The organism is Agromyces sp. NPDC029043, from assembly GCF_055564615.1.
On the sequence record NZ_JBVHVX010000013.1, the window covers coordinates 24,164 to 39,611 of the forward strand.

Consider the following 15,448-nt stretch of genomic DNA (forward strand, 5'->3'; position numbering starts at 1 on the left):
CGTCGGTGGGTCAGCGGCTCAGCGCGGGCCGGGATACGGGGGCAGGGCCGGGGTGAACAGCCACTGTTCCCACAGATCATTGAGCGGCCTGTCGGCGAAACCCGCTGCGAGAGTGGTGAAGTCCTCGGTGGTGACCGTGCCGTAACGGTACTTCTCGGTCCAGCGTCGGAGGAGGGCGAAGAAGTTGCCGTCGCCGATGCGCAAGCGGAGAGCGTGCAGCGTGATGGCGCCGCGCTTGTAGACCCAATCGTCGAACATCTTCGACGGGGTCGGATCGGCGAGCGGAACCCGCACCGGTGACGCGCGCAGCTTCTCGTAGTACTTGCGTGCCCACTCGTCGGCGGACGGTCCGCCGGAACGCTGACTCCACAGCCATTCCGCGTAGCACGCGAATCCCTCGTGCAGCCAGATATCGCGCCAGTGCTCCACGGTCACGGAATTACCGAACCACTGGTGGGCCAACTCGTGTGCGACGAGGCGCTCCGCGCGCCCCGAGCCGTCGCAGTGGTTGGCGCCGAAGGTCGAGAAGCTCTGTGCCTCAATGGGAATCTCGAGCGGATCGTCGGTGACGACGACGGTGTACTGGGGGAACGGATACGGGCCGAACATCTCGACGAACGACTCGATCATCTCGAGTTGGCGGCCGAAGTCGACGCGGAACGTCGGCTTGAGGCGGGCCGGGAGAATGGCGGCGACGGGAAAAGGCTTCTGCGCGAGCTGCTCTCGCTGATACTGGCCGATCTGGATGGACGCCAGATATGTCGACATCGGTTCGACCTGCTCGTATACCCAGGTGGTTCGTCCGGCGCGGACCCGCTTGGACTCCAGGACGCCGTTGGCGAGTGCGTAGTACGGGCTGTCGGTGGTGATCGAGATGCGGTAGGGCGCTTTGCAACTCGGATGATCGTCGCAGGGGAACCAGGAACCCGCTCCGTTGGGCTGATTGGCGCAGAGCGCGCCGTCGGTCAGTTCCTCCCAGCCGACCTCGCCCCAGTCACCACGGATCGGGCGGGGGCTACCGCCGTAACGCACGACGACGGTCATGGCGCCGCCGGGCGGGATGGAGGCGTCGGGCGTGATCGACAGTTTGCGGTTGCGGTGCGAGTAGCGGACCCGCTTACCGTTCACCGACACGCGCTGCACCTTCATGTTCGACGACAGGTCGAGGGTGAAGCGGCGCAACTCCTTGTACGACGTCGCGGTGAGGGTGGCGGTGCCGTCGAGCCGATTGCTGGACACCTTGTACTCGAGATCGAGGTCATAGCGCGATACCCGGAACCCGAGGTTGCCGTTGTTGGGGAGGTACGGGTCGATGGCGTCGGATGGCGATCCGAGGACCGGGCCGGGATCGCTCCTGGTCGACTTACCCGGCACCCACATCTCCTCGTCCTCGTCGTCGATTGTCGTTCGGTAGGGGATGCGTGCCCCGCCCCGCGCAGCGATCCCTACGTTACCCGGCAGGCTCACGCCCCGCCCTGCCGGAATGCCGAGTGTCGGGTTCGCAAGTGGACTGCGGTCCGTTTATGCTCGGGTCACGGTGTGAGTTCCCTTCGGCAACGTTTCATGTTCGACGCTGCGCGGGGGACCACCGGCACGACACCCTGAGGACAGGGTCGACAACGGAAGGAACCCCACATGTTCGGTATTCGGAGCCTTGCCCATTTCGTGGCGCGGTTGATTCTCGGCTTCATCTTCATCATGCACGGCTGGCAGAAGCTGAACACCAACGGAATCGACGCCACCAGTAAGGCCTTCGAGGCCATGGGCGTGCCCGCACCCCAGTTCTCCGCGCAGTTCGCCACCTGGGTCGAGCTGGTGGGCGGTGTGCTCCTGATCCTCGGCCTGATGCTGCCGCTGGTGTCGACGCTGCTGATCATCGACATGCTCGGCGCGATCATCTACGTCCACTGGGACGCCGGCTTCTGGGGCACCGACGGTGGCTACGAGTTGCCGTTGGCGCTGATCGCCGGCCTTCTCGCCGTGGGCTTCACCGTCGCCGGCGCCGCAGCCGCGGACAGCTACATCTTCCGACGCCGCAACCGGGTCAACGAGTACGCCTGATCCCTCACCGCAGCCTGGCGTCGAGCGGGCACGGTCTGGCGTCGAGCGGGCGCCGCGTGCCCACTCGACGTGGATCTGTGCCCACTCGGTGTCAGGTGGTCCAGGGTGCGATGGGGTTTCCCTGCCAGCGGGTGTGGGCGGGGACGACGTCGCCGCGCATCACCAACGACGCCGGGCCGACCGTCGCCGACTCACCCAGGCCGGAGGCCGGTAGGGCCACGCAGTGTGGTCCGAGGGTGGAACCCGCTTCGAGGGTGACGCGATCCATCTGCATGACACGGTCGTGGAAGAGGTGGGTCTGCACCACGCAGCCGCGCTGGACCGTCGCGCCGTCGCCGAGGGTCACCAGATCGGCCTCGGGCAGCCAATAGGTCTCGCACCACACGCCGCGGCCGATCTTCGCGCCGAGCAGGCGGAGCCAGAAGTTCAGGATCGGTGTACCGGTCGCGGCGTTGGCGAACCAGGGTGCGGCGACGGTCTCGACGAAGGCGTCGGAGAGTTCGTTGCGCCACACGAACGAGCTCCACAGCGGGTGCTCGGACACCGGGATACGTCCGACGACGACCCACTTCGCGCAGGCCGCGATCGCGCACGCGGCAGCGCCGGCCACCAGGAGCATTAGCCCGCTGACCAGTGCGGCGATCCACCACCTGGTGTGCAGTGCGATGTACTGCAGGCCCAGGAGCATGAAGATGCCCAGGCCGAACGAGACCATCACCGGGACGATCCGCAACGTCTCGACGACGCCACGTGCCACCTTCAGGCGCGTGGGCGGATCGAAGGTGCGGGAGCTGTCGACGCGGGCCGCGGTGCGGCGCAGGCGGACCGGCGGGCTACCCAGCCAGCTCGATCCGGACTTCGCCCGCTCCGGAGTCGCGGAGAGCACCGCGACGAGGCTGTTCTTGGGCACCTTGCGGCCCGGACCGGTCATGCCGGAGTTCCCCAGGAACGAGCGCTTCCCGATCTTGGCGTCGTCGATGTGCATCCAGCCGCCGCCGAGTTCGTAGGAGGCGACCATCGTGTCGTCGGCGAGGAATGCGCCGTCGCCCACCGTGGTGAACTTCGGCAAGACGAGAGCCGTGGAGATCTCGGTGCCCTTGCCGATGTTCGCGCCGAGCAGACGGAACCAGATCGGTGTCAACAGACTCGCATACAGCGGGAAGAGGTACGTGCGAGCGGCGTCGAGGAGTCGTTCGGTCATCCACACCTGCCAGCCCACCCGGGAGCGCACCGGGTGATAGCCCTTGGTGAGGCCGATGGACAGTAGTCGTACGGCCACCAGGGTGATGATCGCGTAGACCAGCAGGCTGACGATGGTCGCTGCGGGGAGCAGGATCAGCGCGCGCATCGCGACGTTGCGCAGCCGGTCGGCGGACACGGCCCAGGAGCCGATGACCGCGAGCCCGGCGGCCAGCGAGATCAGCGGAACCGCCGCCAGGGCCAACGACGACACGCCGTAGATCGGTACCCAGCGGGTGGGGCGCGGAGGTCGGTGGTCGGGCCACGGATGCTCGGCCTTGCCGGCCTTGACCGCCGGTGAACCTGCCCAGTGCTGATCGGCCTTCACCCGACCGAACACCGCAGATCCCGCGGCGACCTCGGCGTCGCGGCCGACGACCGCGCCGGGCATCACCGTCGACCGGGCGCCGATCGACGCGCCCCGCTTGATGACGATCTCACCGATGTGCACGACGTCGCCGTCGATCCACCAGCCGGCCAGATCGACCTCGGGTTCCACCGATGCGCCCTCACCGACGGTGAGCAGGCCGGTGACCGGCGGGATGGTGTGCATGTCGACGCCGTGTCCGATGGACGCGCCCATCGCGCGGGCCAGGTAACTCATCCACGGCGCACCCGACAGGTTTGCCGCACCGCTCGCGTCGAGCAGCCGCTCGGCGATCCAGAGCCGGATGTGCATCGACCCGCCGCGCGGATAGCTGCCCGGCGCCACATCGCGCAGCAGCAGCCGCGCGCCGAGTGCCGCGATCGCCATACGTCCGGGAGGGGTGATGAAAACGATGAAGGCGGCCAACAGGATCCACCAGTTGATGGGAACCAGCCACTCGATGGTCCGGCCGGTCCGTTCGGCGATCTGCGCGGCGATGTTGTTGACGACGCCGAGCCACGTCGCCCACTGCAAACCGGTGAGTGTCGTCAACGGGATCGACATGAGCAGTTGCGCGACACCGGCGCTGCGTGGGGTGGGGATCACGGTGCGCGGCTCGATGGCCTGCTCGGGGAGGTTCTCCCCGAGATGATCGGCCAGCGAACCCAGGCGCGGGTGATCATAGAGATCGGCGACGGTGACCTCGGGATGCCGGGCACGGATCGCGGTGACGAGCTGCGCGGCGGAGAGCGATCCGCCACCCTCGGCGAAGAAATCGGTGTGCGGACTCGAGACACTCACCCCGAGGACATCGGTCCACAGTCCGGCGAGCCACGCCTCGGTCTCGGTGAGATCGGAGGTGTCGGCGTCGGTGTCGGTACTGGGCAGTGGCCACGGCAGCGCGTTGCGATCCACTTTTCCCGATGTGCGCGTGGGCAACTCGTCGACGAGGGCGAGGCGTGGGACCATCGGCGCCGGCAGCTGCTCGACGAGCGCGGCGTGGGCGGCGGCGACGTCGAACTCCGGATCCGTCGACACGAGATAGCCGACCAGCACACTGTTGCCGGCAGCCGACTTACGGACCGCGGCCGCCGCACCACCGACTCCGGGGAGGTTTTGCAGGGCGTTGTCGATCTCACCGAGCTCGATGCGTCGACCGCCGACCTTCACCTGATCGTCGGCACGACCCTGGAACAGCAGGCCCTCGGGTTCCAGGCGCACGAGATCGCCACTGCGATAGGCCCTTTCCCAGCCGAGCGTGGGCATCGGCGCATACTTCTCGGCGTCTTTCGCCGGATCGAGGTACCGTGCCAGTCCGACACCGCCGATGACCAGCTCGCCGATCTCGCCCTCGGCAACGGGCTGAGATTCCGCGTCGACGACGGCGAGATCCCACCCGGGCAGCGGCAATCCGATTCGTACCGGCCCGTGACCGTGCAGGGGTGCGGCGCACGCGACGACCGTCGCCTCGGTGGGGCCGTAGGTGTTCCACACCTCGCGACCGGGAACGGCAAGGCGCTCACCGAGTTCCGGTGGGCATGCCTCGCCGCCGAAGATCAGCAGTCGCACCGCCTCGAGTGCCTCCGGCGGCCACAACGACGCGAGTGTCGGCACCGTCGAGACGACGGTGATGTCGCGCTGGACGAGCCACGGACCCAGATCCATGCCGCTGCGCACCAGCGACCGCGGCGCGGGCACCAGACAGGCGCCATTGCGCCAGGCGAGCCACATCTCCTCACACGACGCGTCGAAGGCGACGGAGAGCCCGGCGAGCACACGGTCGCCGGGTTCGATCGGCTCGGCCTGCAGGAACATCCGGGCCTCGGCGTCGACGAAGGCCGCCGCATTGCGATGCCGCACGGCGACACCCTTCGGTGTCCCGGTGGAACCCGAGGTGAAGATGATCCAGGCGTCGTCGTCGACGGTGGGGCGTTGCCCCGTGACAGTCGTGCCACCCGAATCGCCGGAGGGGTCCGCCGCGCCGGGTGCGATGTTGTCGTCGATGACGCCGTCGACAGTGGCGCGCGACGACCTGCGTGGCTCGATGCCGTCGGCGCCGATGACCGCGTCGACGTCGGCCTCACCGAAGACGAGCGTCGCGCGCTCCTCCGGATCGTCGGCGTCGACGGGCACATAGGCGGCGCCCGCATAAATCGTGGAGAGGATCGCGACGTACAGGTCCCGCGAGCCCGACGGCATCCGGATGCCGACGCGGCTGCCGCGTCGGACGCCGAGTTCGGCGAGACGGTCCGCGCCGCGTCGGATCACGGCGATCAGCTCGCCGTAGGTGAGCGTCAGATCGCCGTCGTCGATGGCGGGGGCGTCGGGGAATCGACCGGCGGTGTCGTCGAGGATGTCGCACAGGGTGCGGGGCACCGCGGCCTCCGCCGCCAACAGATACTGCGGCGGAATGCGGTGGGCTGCGGGTGTGGGCGGCGGGGTCGAGGGCCCGGTCTCGCTCATGCGTATCTGCTGGTCGGCACGTCGAAGAATATAGCCCCACGTGGTGAACTGGTGTTGACCACAACACCTCTTCGCCGCAGTGCGTTGGGTCTCGTTGGTCACGACTCGGTGAGGTTGCCACGAATCGCCGACAAATCCGGCCAAGGTGTAGGACGGCGGTGTAGTTTCGTCTCGGACGACGCCGCCGAACGTGTACCCGTGTGCCCGTGTACCGCGAGAGGATCGAACATGCCGGTCGTGCATCACCGCAAACCCAGCAAGCGCTCGTATCCCCTGTGGTTCGCGTGCCGCGCCCTGATCCGGCCCACGCTGTCACTGTGGCCGATCAACCGCAGCGGCCTCGCCGGGCTCTTCCTCATCGACCGCCTCGCCTCCGTCGGGCCGAAGCCGCGCGGCGTCGTACGGGAACAGATGAGCCTGGCCGGTCGCAAGGTCGAGCTGATCATGCCGAGTGGACCCACCCGGCGAGACAGCGATACCGCGGTGCTCTACCTGCACGGCGGTGCTTTCGTCGTCTGTGGCGTCGGAACCCACCGCAGCGTTGCCGCCCGACTGTCGAGGGCCGTCGAACTTCCGGTTTTCTCGCTCGAGTACCGACAGCTGCCTGCCGCGGGCGTCGGAACCTCGGTGACCGACGCGCTCGACGCCTACCGCGAACTGATGAACGAGCGCGGGTACCGGCACATCATCGTCGCCGGCGACTCCGCCGGCGGTTTCCTCGCAGGCAAACTGGCCGAACTCGCGCCGCAGGCGGGGCTTGCCCGGCCGGCCGCCTACATCGGCTTCTCGCCCCTGTTGGATCTGGACCTCGGTACCAACCCGGACCGATCCAGCAGGTCCGACGCGTACCTGCCCAAGGCCAAGATGGCCAAGCTCGCGCCGCAGTTCGACAAGGGTCCGACTCCGCTGCCCGGTGCGCGACGGATTCCGAACCTCGATCCGACGATCTTCCCGCCGACGGTCATCATCACCGCCGAAGGCGAGATGCTCGAGCCCGACGCCATCGAACTCGTCGAGAATCTCGACGAGGCGGGTGTCGAGGCCGTGCTGCACAGCTACGCGTGGCAGGTCCACGCCTTCCCGGCCATGACCGGGCATCATCCCGAGACGCTCGACGCCATCGAGGTCACCGCGGACTTCGCCGAACGCGTCATGCACGGCGAGCATTCCGTATCGGCCCGTTCCCGACGCCAGTCCGGCTGACCGAAATCGATGCACGGCGACGCGCGCGGCGGTGAACCGTCCGGCTCGTCGTCGGTACCCGCAGGTGGTGTCGACGCCCGATTCACACTGGCCGCCGAACGCACCGTCCTGGCCTGGATTCGCACGGCGCTGGGCTTCATCGCCGGCGGCGTCGCGATCGTCTACGTGGCCCCTGACCTGCGCGAATCGTGGCTGGAGGCCGTGCTCGGTGCGGTGATGGTGTTACTCGGCTGTGCCATCGCCATCACCGGCGGGCTGCGGTGGCGCCGGACGACCCGGGTGTTGCGGTCCGGTGGCGAGATGCCGGGGCCGTCCTCCGTCCTGTTCGTCGTCGCTGCCATAGTGGTCTTATCGGTCATGATCGTGATGGCCATCCTGATCCAGCAGAGCTGAGAAGAGGAACTATGAGCTCGGTACAGAGCATCGCGGAACTGTTCGCCTTCGACGACCTCCTCGACGACGAGGAGCGGGCCATCGCGTCGACGGTGGCCGACTTCGGTACCAAACGGCTCCGGCCGCAGGTGGCCGAATGGTTCGAGTCCGGCACACTGCCGGTGCGTGAACTGGCCGCCGAACTCGGTGAGCTCGGTGTCTTCGGTATGCATCTGGAGGGTTACGGCTGCGCCAATACCTCCGCCACCAGCTACGGGCTCGCATGCATGGAACTCGAAGCCGTGGACAGTGGCCTGCGCAGCTTCGTCTCCGTGCAGGGCTCGCTCTCGATGTTCGCGATCCGCGCCTTCGGTAGCGATGCGCAGCGCGAGGAGTGGCTGCCGCGGATGGCCAAGGGTGAGGCGTTGGGCTGCTTCGGCCTGACCGAGCCGGATTTCGGCTCCAACCCGGCCGGCATGCGCACCACCGCCAAGCGTGACGGCGACGACTGGATCCTCAACGGCTCCAAGATGTGGATCACCAACGGCAGCGTCGCCGACGTCGCGGTGGTCTGGGCCAAGACGGACCTCGGTGAGGGTTCGCGCGGGGTGCGCGGTTTCGTGGTGCCCACCGATACTCCCGGCTTCTCCGCCAACGAGATCAAACACAAGATGTCCCTACGCGCCTCGGTCACCGCCGAGCTCTCACTCGACGATGTGCGCCTGCCCGCCGACGCGATGCTGCCCGGCGTCGAAGGACTCAAGGGGCCGCTGAGCTGCCTGAACGAGGCGCGGTTCGGGATCGTGTTCGGAGCTGTTGGCGCAGCGCGTGATTCGCTGCAGGCGGCGATCTCGTACGCCGCCGATCGCGAGGTATTCGACAAGCCGCTCTCCGGGTACCAGATCTCCCAGGTGAAGATTGCCGACATGGCGCTCGAGGTGGGCAAGGCGTTCCTGCTCGCGATCCACCTCGGCCGCCGTAAGGACGCCGGGAGCATCCGGCCCGAGCAGATCAGTCTGGGCAAGCTGAACAACGTCCGCGAGGCCATCGCAATCGCCCGTGAATCCCGAACCCTGTTGGGCGCCAACGGCATCACCCTGGAGTATCCGGTGATCCGGCACGCCAACAACCTGGAATCGGTGTTGACCTACGAGGGCACCAGCGAAATGCATCAGCTGATGATCGGCAAGGCACTCACCGGGATGGACGCGTTCCGATGAGCTTCAACAACATGCAGCGCACCGCACAGGGATTCTCGGAGTGGATGACCGTGGTCGGCTCGGTCATCCTCATCGCCTGCGTCACCCTGCTGACGGTGAACTGGTGGAATGAGCAGCGGTGGCTGTGGGTCGTCGTCGGGATCGCGATCATCGTCGTCAACATCGCGTTGATCTTCCTGCAGTTCCGCAAGCGCAAGCTCGCGCCGACACCTCCGGCCGACGAGTCCGGCAACCCCAAGCGCCGCTGGCAGATCATCGACACCTTCGACGACCTCGACGATCCGAAGAAGTAGTCACCCGCGGGACGGGACCGGCAGTCACTCGCGGGGTTACCGGGGTCGGGCAGGGAATGCGGTCGGTCAGGACGTTGCCGCACAGCACTTCTCGCCATCGGCGGTGGTGTCGTCGGCGAACTGCGTTCGGTACAGCTCGGCGTAGCGTCCACCTCGCGCGAGGAGCGTCGCATGATCGCCGCGCTCGACGATGCGCCCCGATTCGAGGACGACGATCTCGTCCGCGGCGCGAATCGTCGAGAGTCGGTGGGCGATGACGACGGAGGTGCGGCCTTCGAGGGCTTCGGCCAACGCATCCTGCACGGCAGCCTCCGACGTCGAATCCAGGTGTGCGGTGGCCTCATCCAGGATCACCACCGAGGGCTGGGCGAGCAGCAGGCGTGCAATGGTGAGCCGTTGGCGCTCGCCGCCGGAAAGCCGGTAACCACGCTCGCCGACGACGGTATCGAGGCCGTCGGGCAGCGAGGCGACGAGGCCGTCGAGGCGGGCCCGTCGTAATGCGTTCCAGATCTCGTCGTCGGTGGCGTCCATCGCGGCGAGACTGAGGTTCGCACGGACGGTGTCGTGGAACAGGTGGCCGTCCTGGGTGACCAGGCCGACGGTGCGGTGGACCGACGAGCCGCGCAGGTCGCGCAGGTCGACGCCGTTGAGGGTGATCGACCCGGAGTCCGCGTCGTAGAGCCGTGTCGCCAGATTCGCGATCGTCGATTTGCCCGCGCCGGAGCTGCCGACGAGTGCCACCATCGACCCGGCCGCGACGTCCAGATCGATGTGATGCAACACGGATTCGCCTCCGCGCGAATCGAGTTGCGCCACCTCTTCCAGCGACGCCAGTGACACCTTGTCGGCCGACGGGTAGGCGAACGAGACGTCGTCGAACCGGAGGGTGACGCCGAAATCGGTATGCGGGACATCGCGGGCGTCGGGCGCATCAGCGATGAGGGGCGCGAGGTCGAGTACCTCGAAGACCCGCTCGAAGCTGACCAGCGCACTCATGATCTCGACGCGGGCGTTGGCCAGTGCGGTCAGGGGTGCGTACATCCGGGTCAACAGCAGTGCGAGGGAGACCACCGCGCCGGCGGACAGTGTTCCGGTCACCGCCAACCATCCACCGAGCCCGTAGACGAGGGCCAGGGCGAGCGCGGAGACGAGCGTGAGGGCGGTCATGAAGTAGGCCTGCAGCATTGCGCGGGAGATGCCGATGTCGCGGACAGCTGTTGCGCGACCGGCGAATTCGGCTGACTCGACGTCGGGGCGACCGAAGAGCTTGATCAGGGTTGCGCCCGGTGCGGAGAACCGTTCGGTCATCTGGGTGGACATGCGGGCATTGTGATCGGCCGCCTCGCGGGACAGCGCGCCCATCCGTCTGCCCATGCGTCGTGCGGGAATCAGGAAGGCGGGCAACAGGATCAACGCGAGCAGCGTGACCTGCCAGCTGATCGCGATCATCACGACGAGGGTCAGCAGCAACGTCACGATGTTGGCGACCACTCCGGACAGCGTGTCGGAGAAGGCCCGCTGCGCACCGATGACATCGTTGTTGAGCCGGCTCACCAGGGCGCCGGTACGGGTACGGGTGAAGAAGGCCACCGGCATCGTCTGGACGTGATCGAACACCGCGCGACGCAGGTCGAGAATCAGCCCCTCCCCGATGGTCGCCGACAACTTGCGGATCAGCAGGCCGGCGGCCGCGTCGATCACCGCGATCACCGCGATGAGGACGGCGAGTCCCACGATCTGCCCGCCGACGCCGTCGGCGGGATGCGCGTCGGCCTCGGTGATCAGATTGACCACCCGCCCGGCGAGGAGCGGTGTGGCGACGGTGAGGACCGCCGTCAGGACCGAGAGGACGAGGAAGGCCGCGATCCGTCCGCGATGCGGTCGGGCGAACGACCAGATGCGCTTCATCGTCGTACGTCGGTCGTGGCGCAACGTCCGGTCCGTCGGCGAGGCCGTCGCCTTGTAGATGGTGTCCCAGGCGACCGATTCCATACTCATGACCTCCACGGTAGAACTTGAAGTGAGGTTGAAGTCCAGTCGAACAGGCGACGACGAGTCGTAGGGGTGTGACAGGCCGATGCGCCACGGGAGACAGGGGAGGCGCCGTGAGTTACGACCTCTACGTCATTCGACCGGCGATTCCCTCAGCTGGGCGGCCGGTCACCGGCTCGGGCGACGAGATGTGCCGTCGAGAACCGACTGCTCTGATCGGCGCGGGCCAGGGTACGGAACGCCTCGTCGAAGCCGTTGGCGCGCAGGACATCGGCCAGGGCGTCGGGATGCCATCGCCACGCCCTGGCGACGACGTGATCGAATTCGTGAGCGCCTCGCTCGTCGGCCGACTGGGCTGCGACGAGCAGCAGCGTGCCGGGCCGCACCCGCCGACGCCATCCGGACAGGATGCCCGGCACCAGCGCGGGCGCGATGTGAATGAGGCTGAAGCGTGCCAGGATTCCGGCGCACGACTCCAGCGGTGCGGACTCCGCGCGCGCGTCGTCGTCGAGAAATTCGAGCGTCGGGTGCGTCCGTCGTGCGTGGGCGAGCATCGCCGGGCTCGGGTCGACGCCGACGACCCGACATCCGTGAGTGGCGATGTGGGCGGCCACATGGCCGAGGCCGCAGCCGATGTCGACGACCGTCGATTCCATCTCCCGGTCCTGCACCATGTCGACGAAGCAGTCGACCACGTGGCGTTCGAGATCGCTCTGAAACGGCGTCGGAAACGTGTCGGCGTACAGGTCTGCGAGGGCGTCGTAACCGGGCTGATCCTGCGGGGGAGTCACGCGCCCAGACAACCATGCGCCGGGTCCTTGTGATCCACCCGACACCGGAACAGCCGCTATCGGTAGGTTGGGAAGCAGAGTGATCGTTCGGTACGCATCGCGCGTGAAGAGGAGACGACGTGGCACAGCAACTCAAGCTCGGATTCAAGGCATCGGCAGAGCAGTTCGATCCGCGTGAACTCGTCGAGATCGCCGTCGCGGCCGAAGAGCACGGCATGGATTCGGTGGCCGTCAGCGACCACTTCCAGCCGTGGCGGCACAACGGTGGCCACGCGCCGTTCTCGCTGGCCTGGATGGCCGCGGTGGGCGAGCGCACCGAGCGCGTCCAGATCGGGACGTCGGTCATGACCCCGACCTTCCGGTACAACCCAGCCGTCATCGCCCAGGCCTTCGCCACCATGGCGTGCCTGTACCCGGGACGCATCATGCTCGGCGTCGGTACCGGTGAGGCCCTCAACGAGTACGCCACCGGATTCCAGGGCGAGTGGCCGGAGTTCAAGGAGCGCTTTGCCCGCCTGCGCGAAGCGATCGCGCTCATGCGCGAGTTGTGGACGGGTGAAGAGGTGAACTTCGACGGCGAGTACTACAAGACGCAGGGCGCTTACATGTACGACGTCCCGGAGAAGCCGGTGCCGGTGTACGTGGCGGCCGGCGGACCGGTGGTCGCGCGGTATGCGGGGCGATCCGGCGACGGGTTCATCTGTACCTCGGGCAAGGGTATGGAGCTCTACACCGAGAAGCTGATCCCCGCCGTCAAGGAAGGTGCGGAGAAGGTCGGGCGGGAGTACGACGAGATCGACCGGATGATCGAGATCAAGATCTCCTACGATCCGGATCCCGAACTCGCACTGGAGAACACACGCTTCTGGGCGCCGCTCTCGCTGACACCGGAACAGAAGCACAGCGTCAACAGCTCTACGGAGATGGAACGCCTCGCCGACGAACTGCCGATCGAGCAGGTCGCGAAACGCTGGATCGTCTCCTCGGATCCCGACGACGCCGTCGAGCAGGTGAAGGCCTACACCGACGCCGGTCTCAATCACCTCGTGTTCCACGCCCCGGGGCATGATCAGCGTCGTTTCCTCGACAACTTCTCGAAGGATCTCGCGCCCCGGTTGCGCGCGCTCGGCGTCTGAGCCGAACCCGCACGGAGCTCGGCACACACCCTGCCGCACGGACGACGCGTGTGGGCTACCGTTTCGGACATGGATCGTGACCGGATGGTGGACGTGGGCGTCTCGCTCATCTCGCGTTTCGGCGCGAAGGCTCTGAGTCTGACGTCGGTGGCCCGCACCGCGGGTGTCGCACGGGCCACCGCGTACCGCATGTTCGGCGGCAAGGACGCGTTGATCGCTGCCATCGTCGAGCGTGAGGTCACCACCCTGCAGGGCAAGCTGATCGGGTGGGGTAAGGCGGCGCCCGACACCCCGTCCAAGATCCGGTCGCAGGTGCTGCATGTCCTCCCTTACATTCGGGAGCACGAGGCGCTGCAGTACATCCTGCGACACGAGCCCGAGGAGATCGTGCGTTCGCTCGTCGCGACCGACGCGGGCACTCCCACGTTGATCGGGCAGGTCGTCGACGTCACGCTGCCCGACGTCGAACCCGAGACAAATGCCGACCTCTACCCGAATCCACGGGCCGCGGCCGAGTTCATGGTGCGCGTCATCTACTCGATCATGCTGATCCCGGAGAGTTCGATGTCCGACGATGAGGTCGCCGACCTCATCGTCCGTGCCATCGTCCGCTGATGACGCATGACACGATGACACGATGACCGGCACCGACGACGAGCGCGAAACCGACCTCCCGCTCATCGACATGGTGCGTCCGCGCTGGGGTGACCCGGGAGTGTCGGCGCATCTGCCCGATGCCGCGACCGCGTTGCTCGGTGTCACCGACGCTGCTCCGCCCGAGTTCGACGTCGACATCCTCGCCTTCCCTGATCGGGGGCTGTCGGTCACGGCGCGATCCGCGATCGAGGAACTCGTCGGTGTCGACCATGTCGATGATTCGCCGTCGGCTCGCGCTCAGCACACCCGGGGATACTCGATGCCGGATCTGCTCCGGATGCGCGCCGGCGACGTCGCCGATGCCCCCGATCTCGTCGTCGCGCCTGCCGATCATGTCGAGGTCGCCACCCTGCTGCGGATCTGCACCACCTATCGCGTCGCGGTCGTACCGTTCACCGGTGGCACATCGGTGGTCGGCGGACTCGCCCCTGATCTGACCGACGACGCCGCGCCGTTCGCCGGGGTCATCTCCCTCGACCTTCGACGACTCGACGGCGTCGTCGCGATCGACGAGATCTCCCGCACCGCAACGTTCGGCGCAGGGACCCGCGGGGTGACCGCCGAGGCGATCCTCGCAGACCGCGGCTACACGCTCGGGCACTTCCCACAGTCCTACGCCGGTGCGGGCCTCGGCGGCTACGCGGCGACCCGGTCGGCGGGCCAGTCGTCGGCGGGTTATGGCCGATTCGACGAGATGGTCGAGGGGCTCGTGTTGGCGACGCCGGCGGGCACCATCGAGGTCGGTACCGCGCCGAGGTCGGCGGCGGGACCCGATCTCCGACAGCTCATCCTGGGATCCGAAGGTGTCTTCGGAGTCATCACCAGCGTGACCGTCCGCATTCGACCGCGACCGCAGCGTCGTGTCTTCGAAGGGTTCCGCTTTCCTGACTTCGCCACCGGGTCGACGGCGCTGCGCCTGCTCGCCCAGGATGGCCCGATGCCGACGGTGCTGCGCCTGTCCGATGAGATCGAGACGTCGATCAACCTGTCCGGTGGGGGGAGCGGGTCGAACGATGCCGGGTCGGATCAGCTCGAGGAATCCGTAGAGATCTCGGGAGGATGCCTGGCCGTCGTCGGCTACGAGGGAACCGCCGCCGACGTCGACCGGCGACGCTCCGCGGTGACCGAGATCCTCGAATCGTGTAGCGGCATCGCCGTCGGCGACGGGCCCGGTGAGGCGTGGCGCGCCGGCCGATTCGGTGCGCCGTACCTGCGCGACCCGCTGCTCGACGCCGGAATCCTGGTGGAGACGTTGGAGACGGTCACGTTCTGGTCGGGCATCGCGGGCCTGAAGGCCGCGGTCGCCGACGCGTTGACGACCTCGCTGGCGGCATCCGGTACGCCACCGTTGATCATGTGTCACATCAGCCACGTGTACGCGAGCGGGGCGTCGCTCTACTTCACAGTCGTCTGCCCGCAGGCCGACGATCCGCTCGCACAGTGGGGTGCGGCGAAGGCCGCAGCCAATGACGCCATCCGCGCCCAGGGCGCGTCGATCACCCATCACCATGCCGTCGGACGCGATCACCGCGACGCGTACCACGCGGAGATCGGGCCGGTGGCGCTCGAGGCGCTGCGGTCGGTCAAGAAGACGCTCGATCCGGGCGGCGTCTGCAATCCGGGGATTCTGCTCTAGAGTGCGCCGGACAGCCGT

At 67.4% G+C, this 15,448-nt stretch carries 12 protein-coding genes; 8 read left to right on the plus strand and 4 right to left on the minus strand.

The features are described from left to right. Positions 1-18: 18 nt before the first annotated feature. Positions 19-1,380, minus strand: coding sequence for a M1 family metallopeptidase (locus tag ACZ4TW_RS15725; protein ID WP_465544034.1), 1,362 nt, complete (start codon positions 1,378-1,380; stop codon positions 19-21). A gap of 255 nt (positions 1,381-1,635) precedes the next feature. On the opposite strand from ACZ4TW_RS15725, the gene ACZ4TW_RS15730 reads away from it, so the two are divergent. After that, positions 1,636-2,061: a DoxX family protein gene (locus tag ACZ4TW_RS15730; RefSeq protein WP_465544036.1), complete on the plus strand. Its 426-nt coding sequence runs from the start codon at positions 1,636-1,638 to the stop codon at positions 2,059-2,061. Between the two features lie 91 nt (positions 2,062-2,152). Here the strand turns inward: ACZ4TW_RS15730 and ACZ4TW_RS15735 are convergent, their stop codons facing one another. Continuing rightward, positions 2,153-6,130 carry a Pls/PosA family non-ribosomal peptide synthetase gene (locus ACZ4TW_RS15735; RefSeq protein WP_465544038.1) on the minus strand — a complete coding sequence of 1,326 codons (3,978 nt, stop codon included), beginning with the start codon at positions 6,128-6,130 and terminating at the stop codon, positions 2,153-2,155. A gap of 228 nt (positions 6,131-6,358) precedes the next feature. Between ACZ4TW_RS15735 and ACZ4TW_RS15740 the strand changes: the two genes are divergently transcribed. The 4 genes from ACZ4TW_RS15740 to ACZ4TW_RS15755 are packed head-to-tail and all read left to right on the plus strand — an operon-like array spanning position 6,359 to position 9,218. Then, positions 6,359-7,333, plus strand: a complete 975-nt coding sequence (locus tag ACZ4TW_RS15740; protein WP_465544040.1) for an alpha/beta hydrolase — start codon at positions 6,359-6,361, stop codon at positions 7,331-7,333. A 9-nt stretch (positions 7,334-7,342) separates the two neighbouring features. Continuing rightward, on the plus strand, positions 7,343-7,726 hold the full coding sequence (locus tag ACZ4TW_RS15745) for a YidH family protein (protein WP_465544042.1): 384 nt from the start codon (positions 7,343-7,345) through the stop codon (positions 7,724-7,726). 11 nt (positions 7,727-7,737) lie between these two features. Beyond that, positions 7,738-8,925, plus strand: coding sequence for an acyl-CoA dehydrogenase family protein (locus ACZ4TW_RS15750; protein WP_465544044.1), 1,188 nt, complete (start codon positions 7,738-7,740; stop codon positions 8,923-8,925). Further along, positions 8,922-9,218 (plus strand): hypothetical protein, encoded by a 297-nt coding sequence (locus ACZ4TW_RS15755; RefSeq protein WP_465544046.1) that lies wholly within the window; start codon positions 8,922-8,924, stop codon positions 9,216-9,218. Before ACZ4TW_RS15750 ends, ACZ4TW_RS15755 begins: the two co-directional genes overlap by 4 nt. Before the next feature lie 66 nt (positions 9,219-9,284). Here ACZ4TW_RS15755 and ACZ4TW_RS15760 read toward each other — a convergent pair whose 3' ends face one another. Both ACZ4TW_RS15760 and ACZ4TW_RS15765 read right to left on the minus strand, forming a co-directional pair. Beyond that, entirely contained in the window at positions 9,285-11,216 is a 1,932-nt protein-coding gene (locus ACZ4TW_RS15760; RefSeq protein WP_465544047.1) for an ABC transporter ATP-binding protein, read from the minus strand. Positions 11,217-11,362: 146 nt separating this feature from the next. Further along, positions 11,363-12,001 (minus strand): class I SAM-dependent DNA methyltransferase, encoded by a 639-nt coding sequence (locus ACZ4TW_RS15765; RefSeq protein ID WP_465544049.1) that lies wholly within the window; start codon positions 11,999-12,001, stop codon positions 11,363-11,365. A gap of 119 nt (positions 12,002-12,120) precedes the next feature. Here ACZ4TW_RS15765 and fgd point away from each other — a divergent pair, with 119 nt between their 5' ends. The 3 genes from fgd (at position 12,121) to ACZ4TW_RS15780 (ending at position 15,430) form a co-directional block, all read left to right on the plus strand. Beyond that, the gene (fgd, locus tag ACZ4TW_RS15770) at positions 12,121-13,137 is read left to right on the plus strand and encodes a glucose-6-phosphate dehydrogenase (coenzyme-F420) (RefSeq protein WP_465544051.1); all 1,017 of its coding nucleotides are present in this window, start codon (positions 12,121-12,123) and stop codon (positions 13,135-13,137) included. Between the two features lie 69 nt (positions 13,138-13,206). Continuing rightward, positions 13,207-13,752, plus strand: a complete 546-nt coding sequence (locus ACZ4TW_RS15775) for a TetR/AcrR family transcriptional regulator (RefSeq protein ID WP_465544052.1) — start codon at positions 13,207-13,209, stop codon at positions 13,750-13,752. Positions 13,753-13,774: 22 nt separating this feature from the next. Further along, positions 13,775-15,430, plus strand: coding sequence for an FAD-binding oxidoreductase (locus tag ACZ4TW_RS15780; RefSeq protein WP_465544053.1), 1,656 nt, complete (start codon positions 13,775-13,777; stop codon positions 15,428-15,430). The last annotated feature ends 18 nt before the right edge of the window (positions 15,431-15,448 follow it).

Excerpts from the sequence above, each read along its gene's own strand:
- ACZ4TW_RS15725 (WP_465544034.1), bottom strand. The coding sequence starts at position 1,380 with ATGTGGGTGCCGGGTAAGTCGACCAGGAGCGATCCCGGCCCGGTCCTC.
- ACZ4TW_RS15730 (WP_465544036.1), top strand. The coding sequence starts at position 1,636 with ATGTTCGGTATTCGGAGCCTTGCCCATTTCGTGGCGCGGTTGATTCTC.
- ACZ4TW_RS15735 (WP_465544038.1), bottom strand. The coding sequence starts at position 6,130 with ATGAGCGAGACCGGGCCCTCGACCCCGCCGCCCACACCCGCAGCCCAC.
- ACZ4TW_RS15740 (WP_465544040.1), top strand. The coding sequence starts at position 6,359 with ATGCCGGTCGTGCATCACCGCAAACCCAGCAAGCGCTCGTATCCCCTG.
- ACZ4TW_RS15745 (WP_465544042.1), top strand. The coding sequence starts at position 7,343 with ATGCACGGCGACGCGCGCGGCGGTGAACCGTCCGGCTCGTCGTCGGTA.
- ACZ4TW_RS15750 (WP_465544044.1), top strand. The coding sequence starts at position 7,738 with ATGAGCTCGGTACAGAGCATCGCGGAACTGTTCGCCTTCGACGACCTC.
- ACZ4TW_RS15755 (WP_465544046.1), top strand. The coding sequence starts at position 8,922 with ATGAGCTTCAACAACATGCAGCGCACCGCACAGGGATTCTCGGAGTGG.
- ACZ4TW_RS15760 (WP_465544047.1), bottom strand. The coding sequence starts at position 11,216 with ATGAGTATGGAATCGGTCGCCTGGGACACCATCTACAAGGCGACGGCC.
- ACZ4TW_RS15775 (WP_465544052.1), top strand. The coding sequence starts at position 13,207 with ATGGATCGTGACCGGATGGTGGACGTGGGCGTCTCGCTCATCTCGCGT.
- ACZ4TW_RS15780 (WP_465544053.1), top strand. The coding sequence starts at position 13,775 with ATGACCGGCACCGACGACGAGCGCGAAACCGACCTCCCGCTCATCGAC.